This window comes from Prevotella sp. TF12-30 (assembly GCF_003436715.1).
Classification (GTDB): Bacteria; Bacteroidota; Bacteroidia; order Bacteroidales; family Bacteroidaceae; genus Prevotella; species Prevotella copri_A.
Genome location: NZ_QSQJ01000003.1, coordinates 140,349 through 158,952, shown reverse-complemented (window position 1 = coordinate 158,952; position 18,604 = coordinate 140,349). Strand labels below are relative to the sequence as shown.

Sequence of the window (18,604 nt, the reverse complement as noted above, 5' to 3'; positions counted from 1 at the left end):
TTCTATGTGAAACGTGAAAATTACTTCTTCAAAAGCAACCAAGCATCTGGATACTTGCCAGCGCGGAGCTCGTTGCGGCTCTTTACTGCACCAGCCTTATCTACGAATGTAGAAGCAACGACACGATACATGTTACGTGCACTGTTGTAAACGATCTGAGAATCATAACCAGCGCTCTTCAGAGTGCTAGCCAATCCCTCAGCATTAGCCTTCAGAGAGAAAGAACCTACTACTACGCTAAAGTTCTGCAGGCCAGAACCAGAGATGAGATCTACATTCTCCTGGCGAACAGTAGCATTATCAACTTCTGTAGTTGTGCTCTCTGTAGGAGTTGTTGTTTCCAATGGAGTAACTACTGGTTCCTGAACAGCTGGTTCCTGCTGAGCCTCCTGCTGCTGTGCCTTCTCGTATGCCTTCTTGTAGGCACTTTCCTTAGATGTACCACAACTTGCGAGTGCCAGAACAGCACACAATCCTAAGCTCAAAACTGATAATTTCTTCATAATCTTTTCTAAAATTGTATTTGTGTTTACTTAAATATTTTATATTGCTTCACCTTATTATATATATGTGCCGTCTCAACTTGAGTTCAGCCTACACCTTATTATATATAGGGGCAATACATAGCCTTACGCTTTTATTCTGCGAAAATACAAAATATATCCCAAAGAAAGAAACGTTTTCAGCATAAAGATTGTTAAACATTACGTAAAACAACATTTTTAACGAAATATTAAGACTTAAAAGCTTGTTTTTTGAAGAATAATTCGTATATTTGCAATTGATAAGCGAAATAAGTGCATCTGGAAGCAAAACTCCAATATGCCATCGCCATCACACAATTAACATCAATATATTGTATAACATTTAAAACTTTTAGATTATGAAGGCATTAGGTTACATTGGCGCATTCCTCGGTGGCGCTATCGCTGGTACAGCACTCGGTATGATTTTTGCTCCTGAGAAGGGTGAGGATACTCGCAGCAAGATTGCTGGAGCTGTAGAAGATTTCTGCAAGAAGCACGACATCAAGTTGACACGCAAGGACGTTGACGACTTGGTTGACGATATCAAGGATGTTGCTCCTGAGGTTTAAGCCCCCCAACTACCCTGAGATTTCGACAAGTACAACATATTATTACTTGAATAAGCGATAAGAATGTTTTCGAGCGATAAGAATGTAGAAACCATCGGGCAACTCGTAGAGGTGCTCAAGCATTACATCGGGCTCAGATCTGAGTATATGAAACTCGATGTAGCTGACAAGGTGGTAAGACTGCTCGCTGCACTGATCATGGGATCGCTGCTGCTGACTCTCCTCACCTTGGCTCTGATATATCTTTCGTTTGCTGCCGCATTCGCCATGGCTGATTACGTAGGCTTGGCACCTGCATTCTGCATCGTGGCGGGAGCATACTTATTGATACTGGTTCTCTTCATCCTTTTCAGACATCAATGGATTGAAAAACCACTCGTGAAATTCTTAGCCAGCCTGCTTATGCAAAAATAAAAAAGAGCATGATGATGACAAATGAGCCAAACAATGACAACAGGTACCTGGACGACGACAACAGTTGCCCACAGTATAACAGCCTCAACGACATCAGACTGCGCAAGGAAGCACTTCGCAAAAGCATAGAGGCAGACGACAAGAAGATCAAGACCCTGTGGAACTCTCTCTTCACCAAGCCTGACGCCTTCAAGAAAGACGCAAGCAGAGGCAAGAGACTGCAAAGTATGATGTCTATTGGTATGGGAGCTTTCGATGGAGCTCTGCTGGCGTGGAAGCTCTACCGGAAATTCAAGAAAAAGAAATAAGAGAATCCTTCTATCTCATGAGAAAGATATGAATGAAAACCATCATAAGAAATGCGGCCTTGCAAAAGACCGCATTTTTTGTGTCTTTACTAGGCTCTTTACCAGGGTATAAAAACAAAAAAGGGTCACCGCCGTGACCCAATACCTTGTTAACCTTAAATCTAATACTATGAAAAACACACATGCAAATGTAGAAAGAATCTGCGAATTCCACAAGCTTTTTCTAAAAAAAATGCTTTTTCTTAAGATTCTTTAATCTTATATGTTGTGCTTTTTTATTTCTTTCAATTTCATTAAGACTTATTCTTCGTCAATTTCCAGCTCCAGACCATCGTAGGCAAAGCAAAAACCAGCAGGAAGCTGGGCATTGGCGGCATCATGCAATCCTATCTGATGAGTAACGTGAGTAAGGTAGGTCTGCTTCGCTCCTATCCTGCGCGACACACGGATGGCATCAGCCACCAATTGATGACTATGATGAGGTTTATCGAAGCGAAGTGCATTGATCACCAAGGTCTCTACGCCATCCAGGTAAGCATACTCTTCATCACTCATCGACTTCATATCCGTGATGTAGGCAAACTTTCCGAAACGATATCCCAGAATAGGCAGTTGATCGTGCATCACCCGGATAGGCATAAAACCGACATCTCCAATCTGATAGGAATGATGGGGTACGATGGTATGCAGCTTCAACTTGGGAGCACCAGGATAGAGCTTCTCCGCGTCCTTAGGGAAGCAGTAAGGCATCGTATGCGGCAATGTCTCTGTGGTGATTTCATCGCCATAGATATTGATATCACCATACACACAGAAACCACGCAGATCGTCGATACCTCCCACATGGTCGTAATGGATATGCGTAATCAGCACACCATCCAGCTTGCGGAAAGGAACCCGCAGGAGCTGCTGACGGATATCCGGTCCTGCATCTATCAGAATACGGGTACGCTCAGTCTCTATCATCGCCGCACAGCGCAAACGGTTATCCCGTGGATCCTTGCTGCGGCACACCTCACAATCACAACCTAAAACAGGAACACCGCTAGATGTTCCTGTTCCCAATAATGTTATCTTCATTGATATTCAAATCTTTCTCTGAAAAATAAACGAATTCTTCACTCTTCGTTCTACACTTTTCACTTTACATTCACTTCCGGATGGATATCAATGCCAAACTTCTGCTTCACATCTTTCCTGATGGTCTCACAGAGATTGACAATCTCCTCACCCGTAGCACCGCCACGATTCACAAGCACCAACGCCTGCTTGTCATGCACACCGGCACGGCCCAGGCTCTTGCCCTTCCATCCGCACTGATCGATCATCCATCCTGCAGGAATCTTCTCATGCTCCTCGTCGATGGTATAATGAGGCATACCCGGATACTGGGCTGCTAAAGCATCATACTTCGCCTTCTCTACGATAGGATTCATGAAGAAGCTGCCCGCATTGCCCTGCACCTTAGGATCAGGCAACTTGGCATTGCGGATTTCGATGATGACATCACGAAGCTGCTGCGCTGTAGGATGTTCGATATTCTTAGTCGCCAGAGATGCACGGATGTTACCATAGTCCAGGTCTGGGGCATAAGTCTTCTTCAGGCGATAGATGACATGGGTAACGAGATACTTGTCTCTCCACTCATGCTTGAACTTACTCTGGCGATAGCTGTACTGGCAATCCCGGTTATCGAAAACTACCAACTTGCCGGTAGCAATCTCTACAGCCTCCACCTTATATATAATATCCTTTGCCTCTACTCCGTAGGCACCGATATTCTGGATAGCACTCGCTCCAACTTCGCCCGGAATAATGCTCAGATTCTCAGCGCCATAGAAGTCATGCTCAACCGCATAGGCCACCACATCATCAAAAACCTCGCCGCTACCACAGTTCAGGAACACCCAATCAGGATTCAGCAGGGCATCATCATGCTCAGCAGCAGCCAAATCGCCATTCTCAAGCACCTCAATGCCCTTGATGGCAGAATGGAGCACCGTGCCCTGATAATCACCTGTAAGCAGGAGATTACTGCCCCCGCCCAGGATGAGCAGCGGCTGATCGGCAGCCGTAAGCCCAGCCACAATCTGCTGTGCCTCTTCTACCGATGAGTATTCCAGGAATCGCTTGCACTTGGCATCAATTCCAAACGTATTGTGAGCCAATAGGCTATAGTCTCGGATATCCTTCATATCTGGTCAAATTATTAACAGTGAACTAAAAAAACTACATCTCCAGCTTCATCAGCTGCCACCTACCCCCGATTCTCTTGAAGGTAAGACGGGTTTCCATTCCATTGGCAATACCGCGAATCACAAAGATTTTCTGGCTGCTCTCCGTATATTTCTGTCCATAAATGATATTATATATCATACCATGAGGCAACTGCGGAGCAAAAGCAGGCCAGGTCTCAGGCTCAATCTCGCCCGTCATCGTACTGAAATCATCATCAGGATCTGGACCTGTAAACTTCACCGGATTATGCAGATGGCGAGACTGGAAAGCCGTATCCGTGGCAAAGGATCCATAGAATTTCAGGAAGCTGGAATTCATATTCTGATACATCGGCTTGTAATTGATGCTGGTCATCATCCACTGACCGTTGATGCGGTTGAAGAGGAACTGCTGAACTACTTTTCTACTATAGAATACTTTCTCTATCACCACATGATCGATGGTGGTATCCTTCATCAGGTTCATCTGCTTATGGTTATCGAAAATAAGTGTGTAGTAATCCTGACGCATGAAGAAATGTTCCATCTTCCAATGTCGCTTCGCGATGTGCTTCTTTAATTTATCATTACGATATACTGCCAGAGGGAAATGGATGCGTTCCATCTGAAGTTTGCGACTGGCTGCAAAATTGAACAGGAAATCATCAAACAACTCGTCTGCAGCCTTCGGCATCGGAGTCTCCTCTATCAATTTCTCAGTTGAGTCCATAGCTTGTGTGTCGGCTACGGCAGTATCAGCCGCAGTCGAATCAACGGCAGGTGCCGGCTTCTTGTCTGTGCATCCTACAGAGGTGAAGCAAACGATGGTAAGCACCGCCAACATAACTGTTATCAAAGAGAGTTTCTTCATAAACTTATAAAATTTCTCAAATTTTCTATGCAAAAGTACAACTTTCTTTTGAGATATTTCATATTTTAAGCAAAAAATGTTATCTTTGCACTCAAAATAGATGAAATAGTGACTTTTGCGAGCCATTTATGGCGGACAAATCGCTTAAACTTCAATTTTGTAAACAGACAAATAATAAGATATGTTATTAGAGAAAATCGAAGAACTCTTGAAAGAAGTCAACGCTCTCACTGCCCAGAACGCAGAGGAGGTAGAGCAGCTTCGCATCAAGTATCTCAGCAAGAAGGGTGAAATCAATGCCCTTATGGCCGACTTCCGCAATGTGCCAGGCGACCAGAAAAAAGAGGTTGGTATCAAGATCAACGAATTAAAGAACGCAGCCCTTGAGAAAATCAATGGTCTGAAAGAACAGATGGAGGAGGCAGAGTCTTCAAGCGATGACATCGACCTGACCCGTACAGCTTATCCTGTAGCGCTCGGAACCCGCCATCCATTGACCGTGGTGAAGAATCAGATCATCGACATCTTCGGCCGCATGGGATTCACTCTCTATCAGGGTCCAGAGGTAGATGACGACAAGCACGTATTCACCATGCTGAACTTCGCTGCCGATCATCCAGCCCGCGACATGCAGGATACATTCTTCATCGAGAAGACCGACTCCGATGATGTTACCAAGAATGTACTTCTCCGTAGCCATACCTCTAACGACGAGGCTCACTATATGGAGACCCACGAGCCACCTATCCGCGTATTGTGCCCAGGACGAGTATATCGCAACGAGGCTATCAGCGCACGTGCTCACTGCTTCTTCCACCAGGTAGAAGGTCTCTATGTAGATAAGAACGTAAGCTTCACCGACCTCAAGCAGGTGCTCCTCACCTTCGCTCGCGAGATGTTCGGTGCAGATACCAAGATCCGTCTGCGCCCTAGCTACTTCCCATTCACAGAACCTAGCGCAGAGATGGATATCTCCTGCAACATCTGCGGTGGCAAGGGATGTAACTTCTGCAAGCATACAGGATGGGTTGAAATCCTGGGTTGCGGTATGGTTGACCCTCACGACCTCGAGGCTTGTGGTATCGACAGCAACGTATATACCGGTTATGCATTCGGTATGGGCGTTGAGCGTATCACCAACCTGAAGTATCGTGTGAGCGACCTTCGTCTCTTCTCTGAGAACGATACCCGCTTCCTGCGTGAATTCGAATCAGCAAAGTAATTCATTAACAAGAATCAATATGAAAAAAATTACAGTTAACACCATCATTGCGCTCGCATTGGGTTCAATGTGCTTAAGTTCTTGCATCGGCTCTTTCAGCTTGACTAACAATGTGCTCAACTGGAACAAGCGTGCAACTGACAACAAGTTCATCAACGAGTTGATTTTCATTGTCATCAGCCCTGCTTATGCAGTCTGCTCAGCAGCTGACTTGCTTGTACTCAACACTATCGAGTTCTGGACTGGCGACAAAGTGATTGCCAACGTTGGCAAGACTCAGAAAGTTACTGGCAAGGATGGCAGATTGTATGCCATCAAGACTCTGAAGAATGGCTACGAGATTACCGACCCTGCTGGCGAGAAGTCTTACTTCGTGTTCGACAAGAAGAACAAGAGCTGGTCTTACAGCAAGGATGGAGACATCCGCGAGCTCTTCAGCTTCAACGAGGATGGCAGCATCCAGGCTTGCCTGCCTAACGGACAGAAGATGAACGTAGAGCAGAACGAGATTGGTCTTTACCAGCTCCGTATGGCTGTTAACGACGGTTTGTATTTTGCTTGCAACAAGTAAGCTGGCGACAAGTAAAATACTACCCTACTCTATATGAAAAAGGTGAGTCATTTTTTGATGACTCACCTTTTTTATTTTTATCCATTCCATTATTCTACTTCATTATTATAATAAATAAGGTGTTTCTGCGTTAGATAATGTATGAAACAGAGATTATTCATACTCACGATATGCCTGATTGCCACCCTGAAGATGATGGCACAGGAATTTACACTCCACGGCAGGGTGACTGATGAAGACAGCCATCCTATAGAGCTTGCCACCGTATCCGTGGCAAGCCAGGGAAAGGTAGCCTTTACCTCACTGAAGGGAGAGTTCAGCATGCGCCTTCATTCTGCCGACAGCGTGATGGTCAAGTTCTCCATGATAGGATACAAGAGCAAGATGAGAGTGCTGAGAAAACCTCGAGGCAAGCAAAACCTGCAAGTCGTCCTCCATACCGATGCTGCCATGCTGGGAGAAGTGAATGTAACGGGAGAAAAGATCCAGACCGACCAGACGCAGGAAATCAAGCTCAAGGATGCCAGACTGGCCCCTTCAGCTAACAGCAATGCCGTAGAAGGCATCATCCAGCAGCAAGCCGGCGTAAGCACCCACAACGAACTTTCATCGCAATACAATGTGCGTGGCGGTGCTTTCGACGAGAACTCCGTATATATAAATAATGTGGAGGTTTATCGTCCTTATCTCGTCCGGAGCGGTCAACAGGAAGGTCTCTCCATCATCAATCCCTATATGGTAGATAAAATCGGATTCTCTACGGGTGGATATGCAGCCAAATACGGAGACAAGATGAGTTCTGCACTCGACATCACCTACAAGACCTTAAGGTCGAAAGGAAAGAGCCCGATTGTAGAAGGAAGCGTTGCTGCCAGCCTGCTCGGAGCAGATGCCTACATAGGATTGGGAACCCGGAAGCTGTCCTGGCTCAACAGTGTGAGATACAAGACTACAGCCTATCTGCTCGGTTCGATGGAAACCAAGGGAGAATACAAGCCGAACTATCTCGACTACCAAACCTATCTGAGCTATCAGCCCAACAAGCGCTGGAAGATTGATTTCATCGGAAACATCTCTGATAACCATTACAATTTCGAACCATCCGACCGTGAAACCGCCTTCGGAACAATGGAAAACGTCAAGAACTTTAGAGTATATTTCGATGGTCAGGAGAAGGATCGCTTCCTCACCTATTTCGGCACACTGGGCATCACCCGCAACATCACCTCCAACACCAGCATCTCGCTCCTGGGCAGTGCCTTCTACACCAGGGAACAGGAAAAATACGATATCCAGGGACAGTATTGGCTCGACCAGACCGAGACCTCCGAAAACCTAGGTGTAGGAACTTACTTCGAGCATGCTCGCAACTATCTCACGGCTCGTGTGATGAGTGCCAAGCTGATGCTGAAACATAAGGTGAAGAAGCATGATTTGGAGACTGCAGTCACGCTGAAACGGGAGCACATCAAAGAAAATTCCGTAGAATACGAGATGAGAGATTCTGCCGGATACAGCATTCCTCACACCGGAAAAGACCTCTATATGTACTATTCCATGAAGGCTAGAAACGAGTTGAATGCCAACCGTATAGAAGCCTATGTTCAAGACACTTACCGCTTCACTAGCGGAGGAGATTCTACCCAGTCTGGCGATATCAGGCAAACACGCTATACATTGAACTATGGTCTTCGTCTGAGTCATTGGAACTTCAACCGGGAAACCATCCTGAGCCCACGCGTCTCCCTCGCTATCATTCCGGCAAACCATGAGAACACGACGCTCCGTTTCGCTGCAGGACTTTATTATCAGGCACCTTTCTTCAAGGAGCTGAGAGATACCTCAAGCATCAATGGAGTAACCATCGCCTCGCTCAACCGGAAGATCAAGAGTCAGCGAAGCATCCACGTCATTGCCGGTTACGACTACCGGTTCAAGGTGAATGAACAGAGATACAAGTTCTCGGCAGAAGCCTACTATAAGGCATTGAGCAATCTGGTGCCCTACTCTGTCAGCAATGTAAAGGTAGTTTATTACGGACAGAACGAATGCAGCGGTCATGCAGCAGGTCTCGACTTCAAGCTCTATGGCGAGTTTGTGCCCGGCACGGATTCCTGGCTCAGCCTGTCGCTGATGGATACCAGGATGAAACTCAACGGCAAGAGCATCCCGCTTCCTACCGACCAGCGGTATGCAGTGAACCTCTTCTTCACCGATTACTTCCCAGGCAGCAGGAAGTGGCTCCTATCTCTCAAGCTTGCCTTTGCCGATGGACTTCCATTCGCTGCACCTCATAGAGAATTGGAAACCAACAGTTTCCGTGCCACCGCCTATCGCCGAGCAGATATCGGAATGAGCTATCAGTTACTGGACAACCGCCATCATGAGCACAGAACATTCCTCAAGAATGTTACAGTGGGCATAGATTGCCTCAATCTCTTCGGCATTGACAATGTAAACAGCTACTATTGGGTAACGGATGTCACAAATCAGCAGTATGCCGTGCCTAATTATCTCACCGGAAGACAGCTCAATGCCCGCATTCTCATGGAGTTTTAGCACTCAAAAATGGTGATTTTTCACATTATTCTAAATATTTAACCGTAGATAGTTCGCTATCTGCGGTTTTTTTCGTATCTTTGTGCCCGATTTATGCGATGATGGTTCATATCCATCATCTCAAATCACTATAAACGAAAAAAGAAATTATACATAATAATTAATTATGAGCAAACAAGTAGAAAAGATTAAGGAGCTGATCGCTAAGCGCGAACAGGCTCGTCTTGGCGGTGGTGAGAAGGCCATCGAGAAGCAGCATGCACGTGGCAAATATACAGCTCGTGAGCGTATCGAAATGTTGGTAGATGCTGGCAGTTTCGAGGAGTACGACATGTTTAAGCTGCACCGTTGCACCAACTTCGGTATGGAGAAGAAGCAGTACCTCGGTGATGGTGTGGTAGCGGGTAGTGCTACAATAGCCGGCCGCCTGGTTTACGTATATGCTCAGGACTTCACCGTAAATGGTGGTTCACTCTCTGAGACTATGGCACAGAAGATCTGCAAGGTAATGGATATGGCAATGACTATGGGTGCACCTGTTATCTGTATGAACGACTCAGGTGGTGCCCGTATCCAGGAAGGTATCTGCGCCCTCGCTGGTTATGGTGAGATTTTCGAGCGCAACATCCTCGCTTCTGGTGTCATCCCACAGATCTCTGCTATTATGGGCCCTTGCGCAGGTGGTGCCGTTTACTCTCCAGCCTTGACCGACTTCATCATCATGAAGGAGCAGACTTCTTATATGTTCCTGACAGGTCCTAAGGTGGTAAAGACCGTTACTGGTGAGGACATCGATGCTGAGCACCTCGGTGGTGCATCTGTTCACGCAACCAAGAGTGGTGTTACCCACTTCGCTGCCAAAACAGAGGAAGAGGCTATCGAGATGATCAAGAGCCTGCTCTCTTACATCCCAAGCAACAATACAGAAGAGGCTCCACGCATAGAGTGCACAGACCCTATCGACCGTATGGACGATACTCTGAACGAGATTATCCCTGAGGATCCTAACCAGGCATACGATATGTATAAGGTGATTGGCGCTGTAACTGATAACGGAGAGTTCTTCGAGGTTCAGCCTAAGTTCGCCAAGAACATCATCACAGGTTTCGCCCGCTTCAATGGTCAGAGCGTTGGTATCGTAGCCAACCAGCCTTCAGCTTACGCTGGTGTACTCGATGTTAACGCTAGCCGCAAGGCAGCCCGCTTCGTTCGTTTCTGCGATGCATTCAACATTCCTATCGTATCTCTCGTTGACGTACCAGGATTCTTGCCAGGTACAGGTCAGGAGTACAACGCTGTCATCCTCCACGGTGCACAGTTGCTCTACGCTTACGGCGAGGCTACCGTGCCAAAGATCACTATCACATTGCGTAAGAGCTATGGTGGTAGCCATATCGTGATGGGTTGCAAGCAGTTGCGTGCAGACTTGAACTTCGCTTGGCCATCTTCAGAGATTGCCGTAATGGGTGCCAGCGGTGCCGTTGCCGTTCTCTGTGGTAAGGAAGCTAAGGCTAAGAAGGAAGCTGGCGAGGATGTAAAGGCATTCCTGGCTGAGAAGGAGCAGGAATACACCGACAAGTTCGCTAATCCATATCAGGCTGCTCAGTATGGCTACATCGATGATGTCATCGAGCCACGCAATACCCGTTTCCGCATCTGCCGTGGTTTGGCTCAGCTCGCAACCAAGCGCCAGAGCTTGCCAGCTAAGAAGCATGGCTGCATGCCAATGTAATGATATAATTAAACATTAGAATAAATGGATAAGAATATTTATGCTGCGATTGCCATGGCACTCTATGAGTACCAGGGCAATAACGTACACGACAAGGAGCCTGGCATCATTACGATCAAGCCACGTCAGACGATGTGGAACGCCAAGTTCTTGAGTTTAACAGCCAAACCATAAAGATAAAGAAATGAAAGAGTTTAAATATACAATTGACGGAAAAGAATACAAGGTTCAGATTGACGCTGTTGAGGGTAACATCGCAAGCGTGAACGTAAATGGCGAAGCTTACAAGGTTGAGATGGAACAGGAAGCTGAACCAGAGAAGAAGAAGGTAGTGCTCGGTCAGCCTGCTGCATCTGATGATGCTGAGGCTACTCCAGCTGCCAACGTAAATACAGCCAACGCTGTAAAGGCTCCTCTCCCTGGTACTATTACCAGCATCGAGGTGGCTGTTGGTCAGGAAGTAAAGGCTGGCGATACTGTTGTCGTTCTCGAGGCTATGAAGATGCAGAACAACATCGAGGCTGAGAAGGATGGCAAGGTTACAGCTATCTGCGTAAAGCCTGGTCAGGCTGTACTCGAAGAGGATGCTCTCGTGGTTATCGAGTAATTTGAGAATTATACTTCCTGATTCGGGAATTTATGATTCGGGAATTTATAAAGAATATCAAAGGTCGCAAGCTACGATAGTTTGCGACCTTTTTCTATACTGCTGTATGAGCATAAACTGCTATACAAAGTATTTTTTTCCAAAGAAAAAAGACATAAAGTACAATAAAATGATAGATTTAACAGAAGAACAGATAAAAAGATACAGCCGCCACATCCTCCTTCAGGATGTAGGCCTCGAGGGACAGGAAAAGCTCCTCAATGCCAAGGTGCTCATCATTGGTGCCGGAGGCTTGGGTTCCCCAGTTGCCCTCTACCTCGCTGCGGCTGGCGTGGGACATATCGGTATCGTGGATGCCGATGTGGTTGACCTCAGCAACCTGCAACGACAGGTCATTCACCAGACCAAGGACTTGAACACCCCTAAGGTGGAAAGCGCCAAGGAGAAGATGATTGCCATCAATCCTGATGTGGAGGTAACAACCTACCATACCTTCCTCGCCTCAGACAATGCCGAAGAAATCATCAAGCCATGGGATTTCGTCATTGATTGCACCGACAACTTCCCGGCGAAGTTCCTCATCAATGACGCCTGTGTGCGACTGGGCAAGGCATTCTCGCATGGCGGCATCCTGAGATTCCAGGGGCAGACCTTCACCCATCTTCCAGGCACGGCTTGTTACCGTTGTTTCTTCAAGGAGCCACCTCCAGCAGGCACTGTTCCTACCAGTAGCCAGGCAGGAGTCCTGGGTGCCATCGCTGGTATGCTCGGAACCATCCAGGCTGCCGAGGCTTTGAAGTACTTCCTCGGTGTGGGCGAACTGCTCACCGACCGATTGCTCACCTTCGATGCCAAGACGATGAACTTCCGCACCATCAAGCTAAAGAAGCGTGCATCCTGCGAAATCTGCGGCGACCACCCTACTTCCCCCCTTATGCATTTTGCATCAATTTGATATATTAGAACACATAGAAATAGCGTTTAAGGTCACAATTTGTGACCTTAAACTATTGGTTTTCAACTGTTTTATTTTCTTTTCCTCTTATCACCTCCAATACCTGGACTACGGCACTATCCCTATATAAAGAACCATTTGATTTATTCTTTTCTCTTCACCCAAACCTTGTGACTGCCGTTGCCCATCCAACCTATCGGCGAGGTTCGGTCGGCGGTGATTTCCTTCAGTTCCATAGAGGCGGAAGTGCGGCTCAGGTTGTTGATGGAGGCATAATCGCCTAGGGTGAGGACTCCGTTCTTCTCTATCACCTCCAGGGCACGGGCGATGCGCTCTTCCCTGGAATACAGCTGCTTGCGAATCACCTTTACGCCACCCATATCACGTTCCAGGTCACGATCGGTTTCTCGCTTCACCTCCCTGATAAATTCAGGAGATGCCTTGAAATTGATGTCCTTCACGCCCACCTTGCGATACGTCATCTTATCATCTGCACTCTGCATTTCCGTAGGCTTATCGTCCTCGAAACCGAGGGAGAGGGAGAAGGTGCCGATGCCTTCCAGATTCACATTATAGCCCATAGAGAGCATTTCCACCAGCATATCAGCCACATCCAGCAACACAGCCTCCGTGGTACTTTCCGAAATACCACGATGGTAGCCCTGCATTCTCTTGATGAACTCTTTTCTGGATAGTGTCCGGTTGGTCACCATCTTGGGATAAACTCTGCGCTTGCCTTCATCACGCATATCTGTCAACTCCTGCAACTTGTACTTAGCCATATCTGTTTCCTTTCTTATTAAGATTGTTACACTCCTTATTGCAGCAGCTTTTGCATCCTACGGTATTTATTATCATACCTAAGGAGAAAAGTCCACAACCCTAGGAAGAAAAGTATTTAATCCTAGGAGAAATCTCCGTTCACCGACGTTGAATGTCCGTTCAGCGTCGGCGAACGGCGGTTCAACGTCGCTGAATGTCGGTTCAACGTCGGTGAACGAAAATTTCTACCTGGCAAAGATACAACTTTATCCTATATTAAACAAGACTTTTCCTGAATATCTTCACTTTTCCATTCAATATTCTTCGTTTTTTGACCTTATTTCTTTGCGTATCCCAAATAATAGTGTTAACTTTGTAGTCAGATTGCAAACCAAAGGTCAAAGGATTGCAAGCCAAAGGCCAATGGATTGCAAGCCAAAGACAAAGCAAAAGACTAAGATTAGACATTCTTATGAGTATGAAGATAATAGCAACCAGCGACTGGCACCTGGGCAACTTGTTTCACGGCAACGACCGTCTGCCGGAACACAAGCATTTCCTGAAATGGCTCCTGGAGCAAATCGCTGAACAAAAACCCGATGCTCTCCTCATCGCAGGAGACATCTTTGATAACGGAAATCCATCGGCAGCGGCACAGACCGTTTATTACGAGTTTCTTGCCGATGCTACCCAACTGTGCCCTAACATGCAGGTCATCATTACCGCCGGCAACCACGATTCAGCCAGCCGACTGGAGGCTCCCCGTCCGCTGCTCACCCGATACCACGTGGAAATAAGAGGAAACGTAAGGAAAATCTGGCAGCAGGGAGAAAGCAAGGACGAAGGGAACGGAAAGGAAACAGATGATAAAACCGGCGGGCATTGGATCTATTCCTTCGATGACCTCATCATCCCCGTAACCAACGAGGTAGGAGAAGAAGTCATCGTCCTCGCCGTACCTTTCCTTAGAAGCGATGTGGTGCAGAACGCCAGTTACTCGCAGGGAGTCAACGACTTTCTGAGAGAACTGACGGCAGAGGCTCGAAAGAAACACCCGGGCAGGAAGTGCATCATGATGGCACACATGTACGCCAAGGGTTCGGATATCGCCAAGAAGGATGCGAGCGAGAAAATCATCATCGGCGGACAGGAGGAAGTGGACCTGGAAGGATGGTACGAACATCCCGACTATATGACTTGCGGACACATCCACAAGCGACAACATATCTGGAACACCGACTGGGCAAGATATACGGGAAGCATCCTCCCGATGTCGTTTGCAGAGAAAGACTACACTCACGGCATCGACCTCATCACCATAGAACACGGAGAAGAGGAGGAAGGAAAGAAAACAGGCAAGAGTAAGGAATGGAAAGTAGAATTCCTGGAATACAAGCCGCAGCACTCCCTTCGCATTCTGCCCGAAGACGAGGAGGAACTGACCTTCAAGAAATGGCAGAAGCTCATCAACTCACAACTCTCGGAAAGAACCGATGGCGAACTGAGCGACCACTTCGACTACGTGATGCTGAAGGTGAAACAGGAAAAGCTATCCAGCGATGACATCAAGGAACTGGAGAAACTCGTCAACGAAAAGGATGCCGTGCTCTGCAAAATCCAGCGCATCATCCCGCAACTGGACCTCTCCACCATACAGGGTTCCCAGCACATCACCAGCATCGAAGACATCATCAACCGTCCTCCGCTCGATACGCTGAAGGAAGCCTTCGCCATCAGGCACAACGCTCCGATGAACGAAAGACAGGAGAAAATGTTATCCGATTTATTAACGACATCATCATTATGAAATTCCTACAACTCGAAATACTCAACCTCGCTTCGCTTGACAAACAGGGAGGCGAGGTCATCAACTTTGAAGAAGGTGCCTTAGGCGAGAGCACCATCTTCAGCATCGTAGGTCCGACGGGCAGTGGCAAATCTACCCTACTCGACGCCATCTGCCTTGCCCTCTACAACCGCGCCCCTCGCTACCCCAGAAAGAAAGGAGACAAGAACCAGAACATCGAGATTTTCGGAGCCACAGATGCCAGCGAAAACAACCGACTGGCTCCTACCGACAGTAGAAACATCCTGACACGTGGCAAGAAGGAAGGCTACAGCAAACTCACTTTCCTTGCCAACAACGGCAGCATCTACCGCGCAGAATGGCACGTCAGATTCCAAAGGGTACGCTACGAGAACGCCAAGACTGCGCTCTATAAAATCACGAGAAACGGCGAAGAGATGACGGAAGAAACTGCCGACTGGAACGAACTGCCGAACATTATCGGACTCGACTACGACCAGTTTCTCCGTACCGTGCTCATCGCCCAAGGCTCGTTTGCCAACTTCCTGACGGCAAAGGAAAACGAACGGTACGAACTCCTGGAAAAACTCATCGGATGCAAGGAAACTTATACGAACATCGCTACTGAAATCAAGAAGGCAAAAGACCAGGCGACGGATGCCTACAACCAGATGGCTGCATCGGTGGAAGCCGTAAAACAGAACCTGCTGAACGATGAAGAACTCGCCCAACTGCAAGAGGAAATCGCCCATCTGGAAAAGGCTGAGAAGGAACTCGACAGCCAGTTGCAAGCCATCTCGAAAGAACTGCAATGGTTTGAGGAAAACGATAAGCAAATAAATCAAATCACTATCTGCCAGACAGATATGGAGCAAGCATCCGATGCCATTAAAGCGATGCAAGCCCAGATTCTCCGTCTGCAGTTGCACGATGAAGTACAGCCTGCCGTCAACCTGCTGCAGGAAGTAGAGCGACAGACGCAAAGCATCCACGAACAGGAAGGAATCATTCTGAAAGCGGAAGGAAACATCAAAAGTCAAGAGTCTGCCATCGATGAAAGCGAGAAAACTCTCGCCAGCCTGAAGGAAGCAGTAAGCAAGGCACAGGAACAGCTGGAAAAGGCGCTGCCGGTCATCGCTGAAGCAAGGGCACTGAAAACAAAAATGGAAGCGGCAATGCCGAATCTGAAAGAAAAGAAAGAGGCATTGGAGTTAACGCAGAAAGAGAATCAAACTGCCCTGAAAGACGTGGAGGAAAACGCCCGAAACATCCAAAAATGGGAAGCAGAAACGGAGAAAGCGAACCTTGCCCTCAAAACGACAAAGGAAGAGATTGCCAAGCAGAAACAGGTTCTGCACGAAGCGACGCAAGCCGCAGAACAGGCTTGGGAGACGGAAAGAAATAAGAATGCCGGACAGAACATAGAGGAACTGCAGAACAGCAAGACTGTAGCCGACAGGAAGCTGCAGGATGTCCAGCAAGCCATCAAGGTTGTGGCTCATCTCGATGCCGCCACAGCAGAAAAGCAGAAGAATGAGGAGCGCATCCTTGTCTTGGGCAAGAGAAACGCAGAGATAGATGAAGCCCTGGGCAAGTTGACCATCGAGGCGCTGACCCAAGAGACCCTGACGCTAAGAAATGCCTATACCCTCATGGTGAGCGAGAAATGGGAGATTCATCGTGCCAACCTGACCGAAGGCAAGCCTTGTCCGCTCTGTGGCAGCACGACCCATCCTTATCATACCGACAACAAACAGTTTGAGGAAGCCGCCACAGAACTCTCGCAACTTCTGAAAGCCAAGGAAGATCTGCTGAAACTGCAGCAGAAACAGGAGAAGGATCTTTCCGGCGAGAGAAAACAGAACGATGGCGAAGTACAGACGCTCCAGAAACAACAGGAAAAGCTGTCGGGTGAAATCGCAACTTACGAAGAGGAATGGAAGGCGCTCACCGCCCAGTACCCAAAGATTCCGAAGGCAGAGGCAGAACTGAAATTGCTCTTGCCTATCTATGAAAACAAGGCGAAAGATGCAAGCAGCAAACTGAGCCTCTTTAACAAGATTCAGAAAGAGATAGAACGGCTGACCCAACTCAAGGATAAGGCAGTGAAGGATGAAGCTGCGTATGAAAGCAAAGCTTCTACTATACTGAACAAAGCTCAAGAAAACACTTCAACCTGCGTCACAAAACTGGCTAAGCAGAAAGCACTTACCATCAACCTTATCTCACAGCAAAAGAGCAAGGAGGAGGCTTACGGGAAAGCCCTTCAGACATGGAATAGCGCCAAGAAGGAAATGGAAGAATGGCAGGAGAAATACAAGCAGATTCTGAATGGAGAAGAACCAGATGCGGCTGAACAAAGACTGACAGCAGCAAAGGATGAGGCAACGAAAGCAGCTGATAACCAGAACGAGAATATCAACAAACTGAAGGCTGAACTTGCCAACAGTAAAGGTTCGCATCAAACCATGCTGTCTCAGAACAAGACGATGAAAGAGAATCTGCAAGAGAAGGAAAAGGAACTCGACCTTTGGATTGAGGAATATAACAAGCAGCTTGAAGAAAAGAGCATCGAAGGAAAAGACTCCGAAGAGGAAGGCATCGAGGAAAGAAGTATCGAGCCAAGCCTTATCGAACGAAATACCATCCGGGAGATGCTTCACTCTGCCGAAGACTGGAATGCCATCCGACGGGAAAAGGACGAAAAGGAGAAAGCCGTGGCTTCAACAACTGCTCTTTACCAGAGCGCAGAAAAGGCGCATCAGCAGCACTTGGAACATCAGCCTGCCCAAACCCGTGATGCTCTCCTAGCCATTCAGCAGGAGTATCAGGAGAGAAGCCAGCGCAACGAACTGATTGCTGCCAACGCTAGGATGCAGAACCATCAGGAAGCCGTGAAGCAGTTAGGTGACAAGGCTGAGGCTCTGAATCTCGTAACACAGGAAAAGGACGACTGGACAGCCATTACGGATGCCATCGGAGCAGACGGCAAGACGCTGCGAAAGATAGCCCAATGCTATACGCTCAGTTTCCTGATAGCGCACGCCAACCAGGAAATCAGAAAGTTCAACAGCCGTTACGAACTGCAACAGGTGAAGCATTCCCTGGGCATCCGAGTCATCGACCACGACCGTGCCGACGATATCCGAGACACCACCTCCCTATCAGGTGGCGAAACCTTCATCGTGAGTCTCGGTCTCGCCTTGGGCTTGTCGGCGTTATCCTCCCGCAACATCTCCTTCGAGAACCTGTTCATCGACGAAGGCTTCGGAACCCTCGACCCCGATACCCTAGCCACCGTCATCGACTCCCTCGCCATGCTGCAAAGTTCGCAAGGCAAGAAGGTGGGCGTCATCAGTCATACCGACACGATGAGCGAGCGCATCACCACCCAGATAAGGATCATCAAGAATGGCAACTCCGGCAGCAGCCATATTGAGATCTATCCTTAACCAATCGTAATTACACCTTAAATTATATAGTA

17 protein-coding genes are annotated in these 18,604 nt (G+C 47.6%); 12 read left to right on the top strand and 5 right to left on the bottom strand.

Features of this window, described 5'->3' with window-relative positions:
• Positions 1 to 20: 20 nt before the first annotated feature.
• Positions 21 to 503, bottom strand: coding sequence for an SPOR domain-containing protein (locus DXD25_RS02555; protein ID WP_117661645.1), 483 nt, complete (start codon positions 501 to 503; stop codon positions 21 to 23).
• Between the two features lie 380 nt (positions 504 to 883).
• Here DXD25_RS02555 and DXD25_RS02550 point away from each other — a divergent pair, with 380 nt between their 5' ends.
• The 3 genes from DXD25_RS02550 to DXD25_RS02540 all read left to right on the top strand — a co-directional run bounded on the left by DXD25_RS02550 (position 884) and on the right by DXD25_RS02540 (position 1,818).
• Positions 884 to 1,096, top strand: a complete 213-nt coding sequence (locus DXD25_RS02550; RefSeq protein ID WP_089544569.1) for a YtxH domain-containing protein — start codon at positions 884 to 886, stop codon at positions 1,094 to 1,096.
• Positions 1,097 to 1,159: 63 nt separating this feature from the next.
• Positions 1,160 to 1,510 (top strand): phage holin family protein, encoded by a 351-nt coding sequence (locus tag DXD25_RS02545; protein ID WP_117661644.1) that lies wholly within the window; start codon positions 1,160 to 1,162, stop codon positions 1,508 to 1,510.
• An 8-nt stretch (positions 1,511 to 1,518) separates the two neighbouring features.
• Positions 1,519 to 1,818: a hypothetical protein gene (locus tag DXD25_RS02540; protein WP_367379341.1), complete on the top strand. Its 300-nt coding sequence runs from the start codon at positions 1,519 to 1,521 to the stop codon at positions 1,816 to 1,818.
• A gap of 300 nt (positions 1,819 to 2,118) precedes the next feature.
• On the opposite strand, the gene DXD25_RS02535 is transcribed toward DXD25_RS02540, so the two are convergent.
• From DXD25_RS02535 to DXD25_RS02525, 3 genes are read right to left on the bottom strand one after another with little or no spacing between them, the layout of a single operon-like run.
• Positions 2,119 to 2,898: an MBL fold metallo-hydrolase gene (locus DXD25_RS02535; RefSeq protein WP_117661643.1), complete on the bottom strand. Its 780-nt coding sequence runs from the start codon at positions 2,896 to 2,898 to the stop codon at positions 2,119 to 2,121.
• A gap of 59 nt (positions 2,899 to 2,957) precedes the next feature.
• Entirely contained in the window at positions 2,958 to 4,013 is a 1,056-nt protein-coding gene (gene murB, locus DXD25_RS02530) for a UDP-N-acetylmuramate dehydrogenase (protein ID WP_117661642.1), read from the bottom strand.
• 34 nt (positions 4,014 to 4,047) lie between these two features.
• Positions 4,048 to 4,905 (bottom strand): DUF4348 domain-containing protein, encoded by an 858-nt coding sequence (locus DXD25_RS02525; RefSeq protein WP_117661641.1) that lies wholly within the window; start codon positions 4,903 to 4,905, stop codon positions 4,048 to 4,050.
• Between the two features lie 181 nt (positions 4,906 to 5,086).
• Here DXD25_RS02525 and pheS point away from each other — a divergent pair, with 181 nt between their 5' ends.
• The 7 genes from pheS (at position 5,087) to DXD25_RS02495 (ending at position 12,551) form a co-directional block, all read left to right on the top strand.
• Positions 5,087 to 6,127 (top strand): phenylalanine--tRNA ligase subunit alpha, encoded by a 1,041-nt coding sequence (gene pheS, locus DXD25_RS02520; RefSeq protein ID WP_089544574.1) that lies wholly within the window; start codon positions 5,087 to 5,089, stop codon positions 6,125 to 6,127.
• 19 nt (positions 6,128 to 6,146) lie between these two features.
• On the top strand, positions 6,147 to 6,698 hold the full coding sequence (locus DXD25_RS02515) for a DUF3332 domain-containing protein (RefSeq protein WP_089544575.1): 552 nt from the start codon (positions 6,147 to 6,149) through the stop codon (positions 6,696 to 6,698).
• Positions 6,699 to 6,839: 141 nt separating this feature from the next.
• Entirely contained in the window at positions 6,840 to 9,257 is a 2,418-nt protein-coding gene (locus tag DXD25_RS02510; protein ID WP_117661640.1) for a carboxypeptidase-like regulatory domain-containing protein, read from the top strand.
• A gap of 166 nt (positions 9,258 to 9,423) precedes the next feature.
• Positions 9,424 to 10,989 carry an acyl-CoA carboxylase subunit beta gene (locus DXD25_RS02505; protein WP_117661639.1) on the top strand — a complete coding sequence of 522 codons (1,566 nt, stop codon included), beginning with the start codon at positions 9,424 to 9,426 and terminating at the stop codon, positions 10,987 to 10,989.
• A 24-nt stretch (positions 10,990 to 11,013) separates the two neighbouring features.
• A complete protein-coding gene (locus DXD25_RS16900; RefSeq protein WP_176425588.1) occupies positions 11,014 to 11,163 on the top strand; it encodes a hypothetical protein in 150 nt (49 codons plus the stop codon).
• A 10-nt stretch (positions 11,164 to 11,173) separates the two neighbouring features.
• Positions 11,174 to 11,596: a biotin/lipoyl-containing protein gene (locus DXD25_RS02500; RefSeq protein WP_022252631.1), complete on the top strand. Its 423-nt coding sequence runs from the start codon at positions 11,174 to 11,176 to the stop codon at positions 11,594 to 11,596.
• 172 nt (positions 11,597 to 11,768) lie between these two features.
• Entirely contained in the window at positions 11,769 to 12,551 is a 783-nt protein-coding gene (locus DXD25_RS02495; RefSeq protein WP_117661668.1) for a HesA/MoeB/ThiF family protein, read from the top strand.
• Between the two features lie 143 nt (positions 12,552 to 12,694).
• On the opposite strand, the gene DXD25_RS02490 is transcribed toward DXD25_RS02495, so the two are convergent.
• Positions 12,695 to 13,333, bottom strand: a complete 639-nt coding sequence (locus DXD25_RS02490) for a hypothetical protein (protein ID WP_117661638.1) — start codon at positions 13,331 to 13,333, stop codon at positions 12,695 to 12,697.
• Between the two features lie 458 nt (positions 13,334 to 13,791).
• On the opposite strand from DXD25_RS02490, the gene DXD25_RS02485 reads away from it, so the two are divergent.
• Positions 13,792 to 15,120: an exonuclease SbcCD subunit D gene (locus tag DXD25_RS02485; RefSeq protein WP_158556276.1), complete on the top strand. Its 1,329-nt coding sequence runs from the start codon at positions 13,792 to 13,794 to the stop codon at positions 15,118 to 15,120.
• Complete coding sequence (locus tag DXD25_RS02480) at positions 15,117 to 18,572, top strand: AAA family ATPase (RefSeq protein ID WP_117661636.1); 3,456 nt, start codon at positions 15,117 to 15,119, stop codon at positions 18,570 to 18,572. Before DXD25_RS02485 ends, DXD25_RS02480 begins: the two co-directional genes overlap by 4 nt.
• Positions 18,573 to 18,604 lie beyond the last annotated feature (32 nt).